At 65.0% G+C, this 15,209-nt stretch carries 13 protein-coding genes and 1 riboswitch; of the genes, 1 reads left to right on the forward strand and 12 read right to left on the reverse strand.

Translation table 11 applies throughout. The annotated features are described in order from the left end of the window. On the forward strand, nt 1–672 hold the full coding sequence (locus ACOOGG_RS11770) for an O-methyltransferase (RefSeq protein ID WP_420435291.1): 672 nt from the start codon (nt 1–3) through the stop codon (nt 670–672). Here ACOOGG_RS11770 and thiD read toward each other — a convergent pair. The 12 genes from thiD to ACOOGG_RS11830 form a co-directional block, all read right to left on the reverse strand. Beyond that, a complete protein-coding gene (gene thiD / locus ACOOGG_RS11775; RefSeq protein ID WP_420437595.1) occupies nt 657–1,427 on the reverse strand; it encodes a bifunctional hydroxymethylpyrimidine kinase/phosphomethylpyrimidine kinase in 771 nt (256 codons plus the stop codon). The genes ACOOGG_RS11770 and thiD overlap by 16 nt on opposite strands. Beyond that, nucleotides 1,427–2,020, reverse strand: coding sequence for a thiamine phosphate synthase (locus ACOOGG_RS11780; RefSeq protein WP_420435292.1), 594 nt, complete (start codon nt 2,018–2,020; stop codon nt 1,427–1,429). Before ACOOGG_RS11780 ends, thiD begins: the two co-directional genes overlap by 1 nt. A gap of 31 nt (nt 2,021–2,051) precedes the next feature. After that, the gene (locus ACOOGG_RS11785) at nt 2,052–2,822 is read right to left on the reverse strand and encodes a thiazole synthase (RefSeq protein WP_420435293.1); all 771 of its coding nucleotides are present in this window, start codon (nt 2,820–2,822) and stop codon (nt 2,052–2,054) included. After that, on the reverse strand, nt 2,823–3,011 hold the full coding sequence (gene thiS / locus ACOOGG_RS11790) for a sulfur carrier protein ThiS (RefSeq protein ID WP_420435294.1): 189 nt from the start codon (nt 3,009–3,011) through the stop codon (nt 2,823–2,825). Beyond that, entirely contained in the window at nt 3,008–4,144 is a 1,137-nt protein-coding gene (gene thiO / locus ACOOGG_RS11795; protein WP_420435295.1) for a glycine oxidase ThiO, read from the reverse strand. The genes thiS and thiO overlap by 4 nt, the downstream gene beginning before the upstream one ends. Continuing rightward, on the reverse strand, nt 4,137–4,733 hold the full coding sequence (gene thiE / locus ACOOGG_RS11800; RefSeq protein ID WP_420437597.1) for a thiamine phosphate synthase: 597 nt from the start codon (nt 4,731–4,733) through the stop codon (nt 4,137–4,139). The genes thiO and thiE overlap by 8 nt, the downstream gene beginning before the upstream one ends. Before the next feature lie 2 nt (nt 4,734–4,735). Next, nucleotides 4,736–6,490, reverse strand: coding sequence for a phosphomethylpyrimidine synthase ThiC (gene thiC / locus ACOOGG_RS11805; RefSeq protein WP_420435296.1), 1,755 nt, complete (start codon nt 6,488–6,490; stop codon nt 4,736–4,738). Further along, nucleotides 6,481–6,591, reverse strand: a riboswitch (TPP riboswitch). It overlaps the preceding gene by 10 nt. Before the next feature lie 58 nt (nt 6,592–6,649). Continuing rightward, nucleotides 6,650–8,173, reverse strand: a complete 1,524-nt coding sequence (gene pgi, locus ACOOGG_RS11810; protein WP_420435297.1) for a glucose-6-phosphate isomerase — start codon at nt 8,171–8,173, stop codon at nt 6,650–6,652. 88 nt (nt 8,174–8,261) lie between these two features. Next, nucleotides 8,262–10,982 (reverse strand): ABC transporter permease, encoded by a 2,721-nt coding sequence (locus ACOOGG_RS11815; RefSeq protein WP_420435298.1) that lies wholly within the window; start codon nt 10,980–10,982, stop codon nt 8,262–8,264. A gap of 33 nt (nt 10,983–11,015) precedes the next feature. Continuing rightward, nucleotides 11,016–13,610, reverse strand: a complete 2,595-nt coding sequence (locus ACOOGG_RS11820) for an ABC transporter permease (RefSeq protein ID WP_420435299.1) — start codon at nt 13,608–13,610, stop codon at nt 11,016–11,018. Between the two features lie 56 nt (nt 13,611–13,666). Continuing rightward, the gene (locus tag ACOOGG_RS11825) at nt 13,667–14,497 is read right to left on the reverse strand and encodes an ABC transporter ATP-binding protein (RefSeq protein ID WP_420435300.1); all 831 of its coding nucleotides are present in this window, start codon (nt 14,495–14,497) and stop codon (nt 13,667–13,669) included. A 55-nt stretch (nt 14,498–14,552) separates the two neighbouring features. Further along, nucleotides 14,553–15,182: a peroxiredoxin gene (locus ACOOGG_RS11830; RefSeq protein ID WP_420435301.1), complete on the reverse strand. Its 630-nt coding sequence runs from the start codon at nt 15,180–15,182 to the stop codon at nt 14,553–14,555. Nucleotides 15,183–15,209 lie beyond the last annotated feature (27 nt).

The raw sequence follows: 15,209 nt of genomic DNA on the forward strand, positions 1-15,209 counted from the left end.
ATGACCCCCAAAGGCATCGGCCTCAGCGCCAACGTGCAGGAGTATCTGGTGGCTCATGGCGCGGGCATCGACCCCATTGCCCAAGAGCTGATCGATGTCACCGCTGAGTTGGGCGGCATCTCGCGCATGCAGGTTGCCCCCGAGCAGGCCGCGTTCATGACCCTGCTCACTCGCCTGCTCGACGTGCGGTTCGCGGTGGAGGTGGGCACCTTCACCGGCTTCTCGGCGCTGTCCATTGCCCGAGGGCTGGCCCCGGGTGGGCGGCTGTTGTGTTGTGACGTCAGCGATGAGTGGGTGAGCGTGGGCCGTCCCTATTGGGAGCGGGCTGGGGTGGCCGACCAGATCGATGTGGTGATTGCGCCCGCGGCTGAGACCCTCGCCGCCCTGCCCGATGATCCGCCCATCGATCTGGCCTTCATCGACGCCGACAAAGGCTCCTATCCCATCTACTACGAGGAAATGCTTCGCCGGTTAAGCCCCCGAGGAATCATCCTGGTGGACAACGTGCTGTGGGGTGGTCGGGTGGCCGATCCCGAGGCAGACCTCGACGAGAATCCCGACACCGCCCGTATACGATCCTTCAACGCCTCGGTGGTCGCCGACCCTCGCACCGACCAAGTCATGCTCCCCATAGCAGACGGTCTCACGCTCATAGCTCATTCGGGTTCCTGACTCGACAGGTGGGCCACCGGACCTCGGCCAGTGCCCAGTTCCCAATCAGCTGACTGAACAATGCGGCGGTGCGCGAAACTCTTGGCGACCACGATGGCTTCCATTGGTTCGGTCCCGGCGGCCAATTCCGCAGCCACGGCGGCAGAAAACGTGCAGCCGGTGCCGTGGTCGTTGGCGGTGTCTACTACCTCGCCGGCCATCTCGGTCCACGTCCCCTCATGATGCACCCGGTCTTTGGCGGTGGACTCACCGGTCACCACGAGCCAACCGGGACAAAGCGTGCCGAGAGCTTTGGGCTCATTGAGCTCGATCACCTCCTGGAGCACGGCAGCCTCCCGAGCGTTGGGAGTGGCAACGGTGGCATGTTCCAAGAGCTCCAGGTATAGGACTTCAGCCCCGGTATCGAGCAACCGGGCGCCGGTGGACGACACCATCACCGGGTCGACCACCAGGTTAGGTAGCCGGCCGGCCGCCGCGTAATCGCCCACCACGGCGATGATGTCCCGGTTGGCCAGCATCCCGGTCTTAACCGCAGCCACTTTGAGGTCGTCGAGCACGGAATCGAGCTGCTGGGCTACGAAATCGGCGGGGACGGGGTGAACTCCCTGCACTCCCATGGTGTTTTGAGCGGTTACCGCAGTGATCGCGGCCGTTCCATGAACCCCTAGGGCGGAAAACGTGGTCAGGTCGGCGGCGATTCCGGCACCCCCTGACGCGTCCGAACCGGCCACGCTCAGCGCCACCGGAGGATTCATCACGAGTGCCACTCCTCCAACAAGGCGGCGATCGTCTCGGTGGGGTCGGGGCTGCGGGCCACCGCCCCTTGCACCGCCACGCCCGCCGCCCCGGCGTCCCGGCAGGCGGCCACTCGGCCCCGATCGATCCCCCCCAAGGCGTACACCGGCACGTGGGCCTGTCGGGCGATCCGCCCCAATCCGGCCAGCCCCAGTGGTGGCCCATAGCCCGGCTTCGACCCGGTCTCGAAAATGGGGGAGATGGTTACGTAGTCCACCCCGTCAAGCTCGGCTTGGCGCACCTCGTCCAACCCGTGGCACGACCGTCCGACGATGCCGCGGTATGACTTGGGAAACCGGTCGAACCCGGCCAGGTGCACTCCGTCGGCTACCGGGTCGATCATCGACGCCAGGATGAGGCAATCGGTGTGTTCTCTCATGAGTTTGGCCAGCTCGCGCCGAATCTGCGGAGGCCGGTCCTTGGCCCGAAAGATCACCGCCGGGGCGCTGACCACCACATCGGTGAGCACGAGCAACTCAGACGCCAGCGCCCGCTTGGGGCTGAATGGCCGGCGGTGATCAGAAATTGGCCGAGGTGTGCGAACTGGGCGCACTCGGTCTTCCCTCCGACCGCGGCGATGCGGGTCAGAACTCGGCACGGCCCTGGCCGGAGGTCGAGGCTTCGGCACCGAATCGCTTGGGAATCCGCCCGGCGAGCCGGGCATGTCGCCCGCCCTCAACAGCCAGCCGTATGGCGGTGGCCATCTGCTCGGGATCTCGGGCTCGGGTGATGGCCGAGGCCACCATCACCGCATCGCAGCCCAACTCCATGGCCAGTGCGGCGTCGGAGGCAGTGCCGATGCCCGCGTCCAGCACCACCGGCACCGACGACTGCTCCACAATCATTTCGATGTTGTGAGCGTTGCGGATGCCCAACCCCGACCCAATAGGCGCTCCCAGCGGCATGACCGATGCACATCCCAAGTCTTCTAGGCGGCGGGCCAGCACCGGGTCGTCGTTGGTGTAGGCCATAACGGCAAAGCCGTCGTCCACCAGCGTTTCCGCCGCCTCCACCAGCTCGATGCCTTCGGGCAGCAAGGTGATGTCATCGGCGATCACCTCCAGCTTCACCCAATCGGTCTCGAATGCCTCTCGGGCCAGCTTGGCGGTGAGCACCGCGTCGGCTGCGGTGTGGCATCCGGCAGTGTTGGGCAGCACATCCAGGCCGAGGCGGTCGATTGTGTCCAGAACCGACCCGGTGGCTTCGGGCGACACCCGGCGCAGCGCCACCGTGACCAACTCGCACTCCGACGCGGCCAAGGCGCGCTCCAGCACGGCCAGATTGGGCGCCCCTCCGGTGCCGGTGATCAGCCGGCTGGTGAAGCTCCGCTCAGCAACAGTCCACGCGTCGCCCACCTATCCCCCTTTGGCCGCCTCAAGGATTTCAACTCGGTCGCCTTCGGCCAAGGAGGCTTCTCCCCACCGGCTACGGGGCACGATCTCCCGGTTAACCGCCACAGCCACTCCCCGCTGGTCGGGAGCCAGGCTGCCCACTTTGCAGTCCGGGGCCACTTCCCGGGCCTCGCCGTTGACGATGACAATCATCCTGGCACTTCGCTAAGCAGCCCGGATGCCCCGCCGATGGAGTCGCTTTGGTGAGATGCCGCGGCGAACCGTTTGGGGCTGAACGGAGACAGGTTGACCGGCGGCTCTTGGCCTTGCACTAGGGCGGCCACCGCGGCCGCGGTGATCGGCGCAGTCAGGATGCCATTGCGGTAGTGGCCAGTGGCATACACGATACCGTCGTCGCCTCGGCCGATAATGGGGGCATTGTCGGGCGCGCCGGGGCGCAGGCCGGCCCACGTCTCCACCAGGTCGATCTCGCTCAGCCCCGGCAATAGGGCCAGCACGTCCCGAAGCAGCTCGTAGACGCCCCCCGCGGTCACCCGGGTGTCGAAGCCCTGCTCCTCTTGGGTGGCCCCCACCACGATCTCGCCGTCGCTGCGGGGCACCGCATACACGCTCGACCCTCTCACCACTCCCCGCACCGGCAGCCGTAGCATCCCCTCCGGGCCGCTCAACCGGAGGATCTGGCCCTTGATGGGCCGTATGGGCAGCCCCAGCAGCCGGCCGGTCCACGCTCCAGCAGCCACCACCACCTGCTGACAGGCCAGCTCTCGACCGTCGTCGACCATCACCCGGTTGCGGGTCACCTCGGTGGCTGAAACCGGGATGGCGGGCACGCGGTCAAGCAGCTCGGCGACCACTCGGCGGGGGTTCACCTGATGGTCGAGCGGGGAGTACACCCCGCCCCGCACACTGGGGGCGAGCAGTGGCTCCCGGGTACGACATTCCCGGCTGCGGAGTCGCTCTACCGGCAGGCCCTCCTGCTCGTGCAGGTCACCCAGATTGTCGAGCAGCGCCTTGTCGTCGGCGTCGTAGGCGGCCATCAGCATCCCATTTCGGCGGTAGTCCACCGCATCGGCCCCCAAGGCCTCGGCGAACGCCGGCCATGCATGGCTGGCGGCCAGGTTCAGGCTCAGGATGTAGCTCTCCCCCCAGTAGGCCTCGTGGATGGGGGCCAGCATCCCGGCCGCCGCGTGGCTCGCCCCGGTACCGGGTGCGGGGTCGAGCACCACTACTTCGGCGCCGTCTCGATGAAGCTGCCAGGCGGCCGATAGCCCGATGATGCCGCCACCCACAACGATGACATCCGGCGACTCGGGAACGTCAGGCACCGAGGGCCTCCACGAGCTCGGCGGTGGCAGCGGCTGGGTCGGCGGCGTGGGCAACAGCGCCGATCACCGCCACGCCATGCGCTCCGGCGTCCAGAAGCTCCGGCACTCGGGCCGAGGTGACGCCGGAGATGGCGATCACCGGAATGTCAACTGCAGCGGCAACTCTCTCCACCCCGGCCGGTCCGAGAGGATCGGGCAGTCCGGCTTTGGAGGCGGAGGGGTACACCGGGCCCACTCCTACGTAGGAGGCGCCATCGGCTTGGTGGCGACGGGCGGTGTCGGGATCTCGGGCGGTGCCCCCCACCAGCAGGTCGGGGCCGACCAAGCGACGCAGCACCGCCACTGGCAGGTCTTCGGCGCCGCCGTGGACCCCGTCGGCTCCGGCGGCCAAGGCGATGTCGGCTCGGTCGTTCACGATCACCGTGGCGTTGGCGGCTTGGGCCGCAGCCACCATGTGCTCGCACTCAGCCAGAATTGCGCTGTCGTCGACCCCCTTGATCCGCGCCTGCACCGCGGGCGCTCCGCCCCGCAATGCGGCATCGGCCAACCAGGAGCGATCGGCGATGACGTGCAGCCGGGGCACGACCAATCTCAAGACCCGGCCGAGTAGATCTCGGCGCCCTTGTCCCGGAACTCGACCGACTTGGATTTCAGCCCCAACTCGATGGCCACCGATTCGTCCACTCCCTGGCGGGCGGCATAGTCCCGCACGTCCTGGGTGATCTTCATGGAGCAGAACTTGGGGCCGCACATCGAGCAGAAGTGGGCCGTTTTAGCCGGTTCGGCAGGCAGGGTCTCGTCGTGGTACTTCAACGCCGTTTCGGGGTCGAGCGACAGGTTGAACTGGTCAGCCCAGCGGAATTCAAACCGGGCCTTCGACAAAGCGTCGTCCCATGCCTGAGCCCCCGGGTGCCCTTTGGCCACATCAGCGGCATGGGCGGCGATCTTGTAGGCCATCACCCCGTCTTTCACGTCGGCCCGGTTGGGCAAACCCAGGTGCTCCTTGGGGGTCACGTAGCAGAGCATGGCGGTGCCGTACCAGCCGATGTTGGCTGCCCCGATGGCCGAGGTGATGTGGTCGTAGCCCGGCGCAATGTCGGTGGTGAGCGGGCCTAGCGTGTAGAAGGGTGCGTCTCGGCACCACTCCCGCTCCAGGGTCACGTTCTCTTTTATCTTGTCCAGCGGCACGTGGCCCGGCCCCTCGATCATCACCTGCACATCGTGGGCCCAGGCCCTTCCGGTGAGCTCGCCCAGGGTCTCCAACTCGGCCATCTGGGCGGTGTCGTTGGCATCGGCGATCGATCCCGGCCGCAGCCCGTCGCCCAGCGAGAAGGCCACGTCGTAGGCCGCGAAGATCTCGCACAGCTCCTCGAAGTGGGTATAGAGGAAGTTCTCCTGATGGTGAGCCAGGCACCAGGCGGCCAGAATCGAGCCACCTCGGCTGACGATCCCGGTAGTGCGATGGGCGGTCAGCGGCACGTAGCGCAGAAGAACCCCGGCGTGGACGGTCATGTAGTCCACCCCTTGTTCGGCCTGTTCGATCACCGTGTCGCGGTACATCTCCCAGGTGAGTTCTTCCGGCTGCCCGTTGGTCTTCTCCAGGGCCTGGTAAATGGGCACGGTGCCGATGGGCACCGGCGAGTTGCGGATGATCCACTCCCGGGTGGTGTGGATGTCGGAACCGGTGGACAGGTCCATCACCGTGTCGGCACCCCATTTGGTGGCCCAGGTCATCTTCTCCACTTCCTCGGCTATCGACGAGGTGACCGCTGAGTTGCCGATGTTGGCGTTGACCTTGGTCAAGAACTTGCGGCCGATGATCATGGGCTCGGATTCGGGGTGGTTCACGTTGGCCGGGATGATGGCCCGGCCCCGGGCCACCTCAGAGCGCACCAATTCGGAGTCGAGCCGCTCGCGGGTGGCGATGAACTCCATCTCCGGGGTGATCTCGCCTCGGCGGGCATAGGCCATCTGGGTCACTGCCCGGTCTTTGGCCCGACGTACCGGAAGGGGCTCGCCTAGGAATGGGTCGGAGGCTTGGCCGGTGCGCACAGCCCGGCGGCCATCGTCGCGGGGATCGGCCATTCGGCCCGTGATCTGGGTGGTGTCATCCCGCTCGGTGATCCACGCCAGCCGCAGCGGTGGCAGTCCCACGCTGGGGTTGGAGCCGGGGCCGCTGGTGTCGTACAGCAGAAACGGAGGCTCGGGTTCGGTGAGGTTCACCTGGTTGAACGGCACTCGCACATCGGGCCGGGCCCCGTTGACGTACACCTTTTCCCGAGGGGGCTTTTTGCTTGGCGGGGATTCCACTGGGGAATGCGCGTCGCCGTTGGTGCTCTGGCTCATCATCATCTCCCTTCGCCGGCGTTATCCGGATCAGGTTCAGCGGTCGGCGCCAGCGGACACCCTCTCAGCCCGACGATCCTCGAGCTCCCGCGTGGTTGTCGTCCCTATCTTGCCACAGCCCGCCCAAGCGTGACGTAGCGGTTAATTGTTGGACCGGACCTACCGATTCACTACATAGCGGTTGATGAGGGATTGGGTGGAGGAGTCGCGGGATGGGTCGGGGGTGGCGGTGCCGGTGAGTTCGGCGGCGATGGCGGTGGCGAGGGTTTTGCCTAGCTCGACTCCCCACTGGTCGAAGGGGTTGATGCCCCAGATGGCGGCCTGGGTGAACACCTTATGCTCGTAGAGGGCCACCAGTTGACCCAGTGAGCGGGGAGTGAGCTGGTCGACGAGGATGACGGTGCTGGGCCGGTTGCCTTCGAAACTCCGGTGGGGGTCGTCGGTTCTGGGCGCACCGAAGGCCAGCGCCTCGGCTTGGGCGAACAGGTTGGCCATGAGCAGGTCGTGGTGGCCGAGACGGTTGTGGTTGAGGCGGCAGAAGCCGATGAAGTCCACCGGCACGATGTCGGCGCCCTGGTGCAGCAGCTGGTGGAAGGCATGCTGGCCGTTGGTACCCGGCTGGCCCCATACCACCGGTCCGGTGGCGGTGCCCGCCGGGGTGCCGTCGGCTCGCACTGACTTGCCGCTGCTCTCCATGTCGAGTTGTTGGACGTAGGCGGGGAACAGGGACAGTTCTTGGGCGTAGGGGAGCACCGCGTAGGTGGGCCACCCCCAGAAGTTGCGGTTCCAGATGCCGATGAGCCCGAGTAGTGCGGGCAGGTTCTCGGCCCAGGGGGCAGTGCGGAAGTGCTCATCGACGTGGTGCATCCCGGCCAGCATTTCGGCAAAGGCGTCGGGTCCGACGGCGATCATCAGGCTGAGCCCCACCGCGGAGCCCAGCGAGTAGCGGCCGCCCACCCAGTCCCACATGGCGAAGATGGAGTCGGCGTCGACGCCGAAGTCCTGGGCCTTCTCGGGGTTGGCCGTGACCGCGGCAAAGTGACTGCCGGCCCGTTCGGGGCCCACTGCGTCGGCGACCCAGGCCCGAGCAGTACGGGCATTGGTCAGCGTCTCGACAGTGGTGAATGTCTTGGACACCACGATGAACAGCGTCCGGGCCGGGTCCAGGTCTTTGGTGACGGAACGGAAGTGGGCGCCGTCCACGTTGGACAAGAAGCGCACGTCAAGATCGGTGTGGGCATAAGAATCCAGGGCCGCCGCAGCCATGGCCGGACCCAGATCCGATCCGCCGATGCCGATGTTCACCACCGACTGCCACCGTCCGCCGCGGGCTTGGGCGGCAAAGGCGGCCATGTGGTCGAGCTCCTCTCGGACTTCGGGCACCGGGTCGGGCCGTCGCAGGGCGGCGTGCCAGGCGGGGCGGTTCTCGGTGCTGTTCACCGGCTCGCCATCGAGCATCGCTTCGATCCAACCCCGCAGCCCGGCCGCATCGGCCAAAGCGGCCAACAGCGCCACCGTCTCATCGGTGAGGCGGTTCTTGGAGTAGTCCAGCAGCAGCCCGTCGGCCTCAGCGGTCAGCCTCTCGCCCCGGCTGGGGTCTGCGGCGAACAGGCCTCGCAGGTGAACCCCATCGAGTTCCTCTCGGTGGGCGATCAGCGCCTGCCACTCGCCGGTGTCTTGCATGCCCGCAGCGTAACCGGGGCGCCGGCTGGCCTAGTGGTGTGTCGCAGGTCTAGCGCCGTGGATTGCGACCGACACACCACTAGTCCGGCTATTCGTAGGCGATGGCGTCCAAGACGTTGAGACGGCTGGCCCGACGGGCTGGAATCGAAGCGGCCACTAGGCCGGCAACGGCCACGATCACCAAGTAGACCCAGAGCGTTCCCCACGGGATGGAGAATGACGAGACGAAGCTGTCGGGAATGATCTCGACTGTGGCCCAGCCGAGCAGAACTCCGATCGTGATGCCCATGAGCCCCCCGAATACGGCCACTATGCCCCCTTCCCAGCGGATCATGCGCCGGGCCTGTCGCCGGGTCATTCCCACTGCCCGTAGGAGGCCCAGCTCCCTGGTCCGCTCGAACACCGAAAGGGCCAAAGTGTTGGCCACCCCCATGAGAGCGACCAAAAGCGAGATGGCCAAGAATGCGTTGACCACAGCTAAGAAGGTGTCGATCTGGCTTTCCTGGGTTTCCTGAAACTCGACCTGGTCCCGCACATTGAGCTGCGGATAAGCCAACGTGACCTGTTCGAGCGCCTCCCGAGCCTGGTCTGCGGTGTAGCCCGGGGCGGTGAGGGCGGAGATGATGGAGTCCTCTTGGGCGAAGAGGTAGCGGTCCCAGTCGGCGGTATCGATCAGCCAAGATCCGAATATGGCGTCGTCAGCGAAGATGGCAGCTACCTCAAGGGTCGCAGACTGGCCGTCGGAGAACTCCAACACCAACGAGTCGCCAACCTCTGCAAACAAGTCCTCGGCCTGGGAGGTGTGGAGTGCTACATCGCCGGGTCCGGCGCCGGCAAAACTGCCCTCCACCACATCGAGGTCGAAGTGCAAGGGAACGAGGTCTAGGTCGACGGCTCCGACGTCGTCGACATCGCCGTCGATTGGGGACCGGATAGCGTCGAACTGGAATCGTGCAGACAGTACCGAGGACACCTCGTCGTACCCGCTGATGCTCTGGGCTGCCTGAGGGCTGAAGGTAGCAGTGGGGTCACCGCAGGTGCCTGGGCAGATAAGCCAGTCGGATTTGACCGAGCGGTCCAGAGTGTCTTCCAAGGTCTGTTTGAACGACTGGCCCAGCACCGACACCATGGACACCAAGGCCAGGCTGATCATGAGAGCCGAGGCAGTATTGGCAGTGCGCCGGGGGCTCCGCTCGGCATTTTGACGGGCCAGCCGTCCGCTCACCTCGGAGAACTTGGCCGGTAGCCATCCCAGGGCTCTGGCTACTGGAACAGCAAATGTGGGGCTGACCAGGTTCATTCCCACAAACACCAGCAAGGCGCTCATTCCCAGCAGAGCCAGGAGCGGCCTGGTTGGAAAATCCCCCACCACGGCCACAACCAGCATGGCCAGCCCCAGAATCAGCACTCGGGCTTGCCCCACCGGTTGGGGGAGGTTGCGTCCTCCGATAAAGGCCAGCACCGCGCTGATCAGCGCAGTGACGATGATGAGAAATGCCGACTCTGAGACGATTCCGAAGGCAATGAGGATCACGCTGAGCGCGGTGAGCAGTTTCTCGATCCCGGTCGAGCGGCGCGCCTCGGCGGTGCGACGTGGCATGTTGCCGGTGAGCGCAGCCATGGGGGTCACCCGGCGGGCTCGAAGAGCGGGCCAGACGGCCGACACGCCAGTTACCCCCACCCCCACCAAGATCGCCGCCAAGATCGAGTTGCCCCCGACCACGATGGGCGCATCGGCCAGGCCGGCGCCGAAGCTGTCGAGCAACGCGCGGATGCCAAGAGAGATGAGCACACCCAATCCGAGTCCGGCGGCGCTGGCCACCACACCGACCGCCATTGCCTCTCCCACCACAATGGCGGTGACTTGGCGACCGCTTGCCCCCACTGCCCTGAGCAGCCCCAGTTCCCGAATGCGCTGGCCCACGAGGATGGTGAACGTGTTGTAGATGATGAATGCCGACACCACCAGAATCACCACTGCGAATCCCAGCAAGAAGTATTCGAAGAACCCGATGAACTCGTTGAATACGTCGGCTTGTTCTTCCACTAGCTGCTCGTTGGCCACGACCTCCAGGCCGTCGTCGATCACTGCGGCGACTGCGGCCGAAGCTGCCTCTGGCGAGGTATTGGGTTCCAGCCGGATGTCGATGCTGTCGAAGCCCTCTCCGTTGTGGAGGAGCTGCCGAGCAGTCTCGACGTCCCAGGCCATCATCTGCGCCCCGGCGGTGGCGTCTTCGCTGGAGCCGTAGCGGAAGAGGCCGACTAGGGCGAAAGACTCGGTGCCCGCCGGGGTGGAGACCCGGTAGCGCTTGCCGATCTCGAAGCCGTGCTCTTCGGCGGTATCGGCGTCCATGGCGAACTCGTCAGGCCCCGATGGCGGTCGGCTAATGCCATCGGGCCAGACTTCGAGGGCCCCTAGGGATTGGTCTGAAGACCAGCCGGTACCGATCTGGGGTGCCCCGAAGAGTTCTACCGCCTCGCCCTCGGCGGTGATGGGGATCACGTTGAATTCGAAAACCGTTCCAACAGCAGCCGCCACTCCCTCGACCGAGCGCACTTCATCGAGAAGCCTCGCGTCGACCATCGCCCCACTCTCGCCCCGATCGCCGAAAGCCAGCTCGGGGCGCACCGACAGGTCAACTCCCTCGTAGATGTCCTCGGATAGGTCGCTAAAGGTGGAGCGGAGCCCCGAGGTGGTAACCAGCACGCCCACGGTGAAGCCAACGCCTACCACCACGGCAAGCGTGGTCATGAAGAACCGGACGCGATTACCGGCGATGCTCTTCAGGGCGTAGCGGATGAGAGACATGATGCAGGTCTTTTCTAGGGTCTAGAGCGAGTGTTACTGGTGCGCGATGGCCTTAAGCACATTGAGGCGGTTGGCCCGTCGGGCGGGGAAGAAGGCGGCCAGCATTCCAGCCAAACCCGACACCACTACGTAGATCACCAGCGTCCCCCATGGCACGGTCGGGGTGGAGATGAAGTCGCCGGGGAAGGCGCCCGCCGCGATAGAGCCGGCAACCACGCCGGTGGCAATGCCGAGCAGCCCGCCGAAGACGGCCACGATGATGCTCTCCAACAAGATTGCTCCCCAGATCTGCCGCTTGGCCATGCCTATGGCTCGCAGCAGACCCACTTCCCGGGTTCGCTCGAATATAGACAGGGCCATGGTGTTGGAGATGCCCACCACCGCGATTAGCAGCGCGATAACCAAGAACACGTTGATGATGACTAGGAAGTTGTTGACCTCAGCGGCCCTGGTCTCCCGGTATTCGGCCTGGTCCTTCACGTTGATCTGGGGAAAGCCGGTGATGTGGGATTCCATAGTGGTTCGGGCCTGCTCCGACGTGTAGCCCGAAGCGGTGATTGCCGTCACCAGATTGACTTGATTGCTGAGCTCGAAGCGGATCCAGTCGGCGGAGTCGATCACCAAGGTGCTGACCACAGAATCGTCGGTGTGGAGCGCGACGACCCTGAAATTCGACACCTGGTCTCCGGGGAACTCTAGAGACAGATTGTCTCCGACTCCGACGTCTAGATCGCCAGCCAAGTCCTTGTGTACGAGCACATCACCGGGGCCGGCTGCCTCTAGGTCGCCGTCACCGATGCCCGGGTCGATATGGGGGGTGAACGAGTTGAGATCGGTGGCGGTGATCCGGTGCTGTTCGCCGTCGGTGGTGCTCACGCCGTCGGGCCGGAATTGGAAGGCCATCACCGACTCCAATTCGGGTAATTCAGTGACGATCTGGATGACCTCAGGGCTGAACGCGCCAATCTGTGCACTGAACGACCCCTGGTCGTTGCTGCAATCGCTGGTGCAGACCAGCCAATCGGCCTGCACCGAGTCTTCGAGCTGGCTGTTCAGGGTTTGCTTGAAAGATGTCCCCAGCACGGTGACCAGCGCCACCATGGCCAGCCCGATCATGAGCGCTGAGGCGGTGGTGGCGGTGCGGCGGGGATTGCGGGCCGCGTTGAGCCGGGCCAGTCGCCCATTGATGTTGAACAGCCGGTCGGCGGGCCATCCCAAGAACAGAGACATCGAACGGGCCAGAGCGGGCGCAAGGATGTTGATGCCGAGCAGCATCAGCAGCGCCCCCAAGCCGAGGGGAAGGACGAGATGGGAGGTGGAGAGGCCCAAAAACAGGCCGATGAGCATCAGCAGCAGTCCCGCTCCGCCGGCGGCCGACCCGGTCAGCAGAGAGCGGCGTCGGTTGAAGGGATCGATCTCGGAGTCGTCGGCCAGCGCCACCATGGGCGTCACCCGCCGGGCCCGCATGGCCGGCCAGATTGCGGTGACCATGGTCACGCCGATGCCGATGACCAAGGCGGCAACTACGGTCCACCCGCCGATGATCACACCCGACTCGGGAAGGCGGGCACCAGAGCTCTCTAGCGCGCTCCGAATGCCAAGAGCTACCAGAATGCCCAGGCCGAAGCCCGCGATGGTGGCCACAATGCCGACGATGAAGGCTTCGACCGCCACGACTTGGGCCACTTGGCGCTGTCCGGCACCCAGAACCCGCAGCAGCCCCAACTCCCTGATGCGCTGTCCCGTGACCAGGGTGAACGTGTTGTAGGTGATGAACGACGCGATGATCAACACGATGACGGCGAAGGCCAGTAACAGGTTCCTGGTCAAGTCGATGTTGCGGGCGAACTCCTGGTTGCTCTCGTCGATGTTGTCCTGCTGGGAGACCACTTCGATGTCGGGTCCCACATGGGCTGCAATGGCCGCGGCCACCTCTTCGTATGACGCCCCAGGTGCAAGTTGTCCATGGATGAGGTCGTAGCCGCCGCCGCCATGCATGAGCTCCCGGGCCCTGGGCATGTCCCAGGCGACGGTCTGAAGGGCGACCCGTGTTTCGGGATCGATGAAGTACAAGTAGCCGACCAGCTCGAACTCTTCGGTGCCACTGGGAGTGGCCACCTGGTAGCGCTGGCCGATGGTGAAGTCGTTGTCCCGACCGGTGAAATGGTCGATTGCGAATTGGTCGGGTCCCACCGGCCGGCGGCTTATGCCGTCGTCGTAGACGTGGATTGTGCTCAGCGACTCTACTTCCGGCCAGCCGAACCCGATCTGGCGGCCGCGGCCGGGGTCCACAGCGTTGCCGTTGCCGTCGATGGCAACGACGTTGAATTCTTGGGCCAACCCCGTGACCGCTTGCACCCCGTCGATCGCGGCGAGCTCACCGCTCAGCGAGACGGGGAGCAGGGGTACGCCCTCGTTGCGATCACCCACTTCAGATGCCGACCGAACGGTGAAGTCGTACTTCTCGTAGATCTTGCCCGACAGGTCGTTGAGTGAGGCGCGAAGCCCGTCGGTGGAGATCAGCACACCGACGGTGAGGGCAACGCCGACGACCACCGCCAGCGTGGTGAGGGCGAACCGGATCTTGACGCCAGCGATGCTTCGGAGGCTGTAACGCAGGAGTGTCAACGGCCGACTACCGGATCATGAGTGCCGAAGCGAGGGTGGCCTGGCTGCGTCCAAGTTCAGTCGTCCAAGTCTTTCATGTATTGGAGCACTTCCTCCACGGTGGCCCCCTCTGGTATGCCCTTGACGAACTGGCCCACTTGCAGGATCTTCATGTAGTCGAGGATCTGATCGGCGGTGGGGTTGTGCATCTCGCCCTGGAGAAGGCCGTCGGCCAAGAACACCGTCCGGTCGGCAAAGGATGCCGCTTTGGCGTCGTGGGTGACCATCACGATGGTCTGGCCCAAGTCGTCAACTGCATCACGCATGAACTTGAGAACGTCGTTGCCAGACCGGGAGTCGAGGTTTCCGGTGGGCTCGTCGGCAAAGATGATCTCCGGCTGGCTGGCCAGGGCTCTCGAAACCGCCACCCGCTGCTGCTGGCCCCCCGACAGCTCATTGGGCCGATGCGTCAGTCGGTCGCTCAGCCCCACGGTGGATATCACGCTGTCCACCCACTCCTGGTCGGGTTGGCGTTTGGCCAGGTCCATCGGCAGGGTGATGTTCTCGATGGCGTTCAGCGTGGGCACCAGGTTGAACGCCTGGAAGATGAACCCCACCCGATCGCGGCGCAACATAGTGAGCTCTTTGTCGGAGAGGGTGCTCAGGTCGGTGCCGCCGATGAAGGCTTGGCCCTCGGTGAGGTTGTCAAGGGCGGCCATGCAGTGCATGAGCGTGGACTTGCCCGAACCCGACGGACCCATGATGGCAGTGAACTTGCCTTGTTCGAAGGTGATGTCCACGCCGTCGAGGGCTCTGACTTCGGTCTCCCCCTCCCCGTAGATCTTCACCGCCCCCACTGCTCGGGCGGCGGCCATGATGTCGGTGGTCAGCGTGGACGCGTCGCTCATGGAAATTGCACCCCTTTGGCGTAAGCCTGTTCTACCTTGGCGGAAACAGCGGAGATTATGGCTGGGAGACTACACGAAGGTAGGGCTTTTGCTCGTCCCAACCATTGGGGAAGAGCTCGGCGGCCTCTTCGTCAGAAAGGGCGGGCACGATGATGACGTCATCGCCGTTCCGCCAGTTCACCGGGGTGGCTACCTTCTTGGCCGCGGTTAGCTGGAGCGAGTCGATCACCCGCAGAACCTCGTCGAAGTTCCGACCAGTGCTGGCCGGGTAGGTGATGGTGAGTTTGACCGTGTTGTCGGGGGCGATCACGAAGACCGAGCGCACCGTCATGGTGTCGCTGGCATTGGGGTGGATCATGTCGTAGAGGTCGGCCACGGTGCGGTCGGGGTCGCCGATCATCGGAAAGTTCGGGCGGATGCCCTGGGTGTCCTCGATATCCTGCGACCAGGCAACGTGATCTTCCACTGAGTCGCACGATAGGCCGATGACCTTCACGTTGCGGGCCGCGAACTGCTCGGCCAGCCGGGCCGTGTAGCCCAACTCGGTGGTGCACACCGGGGTGAAGTCCTTGGGGTGGGAGAACAGAACCGCCCAGGAGTCGCCCTTCCAGTCGTGGAAGGAGATGTTTCCCTCAGTGGTCTCGGCGGTGAAATCGGGGGCGACGTCGCCCAGTCGAATAGCCATTTTCGGCTCCTTTTTGTTCTGCGATTG

It is taken from the genome of Candidatus Poriferisocius sp. (genome assembly GCF_965214065.1).
Lineage (GTDB): Bacteria > Actinomycetota > Acidimicrobiia > Acidimicrobiales > Bin134 > Poriferisocius.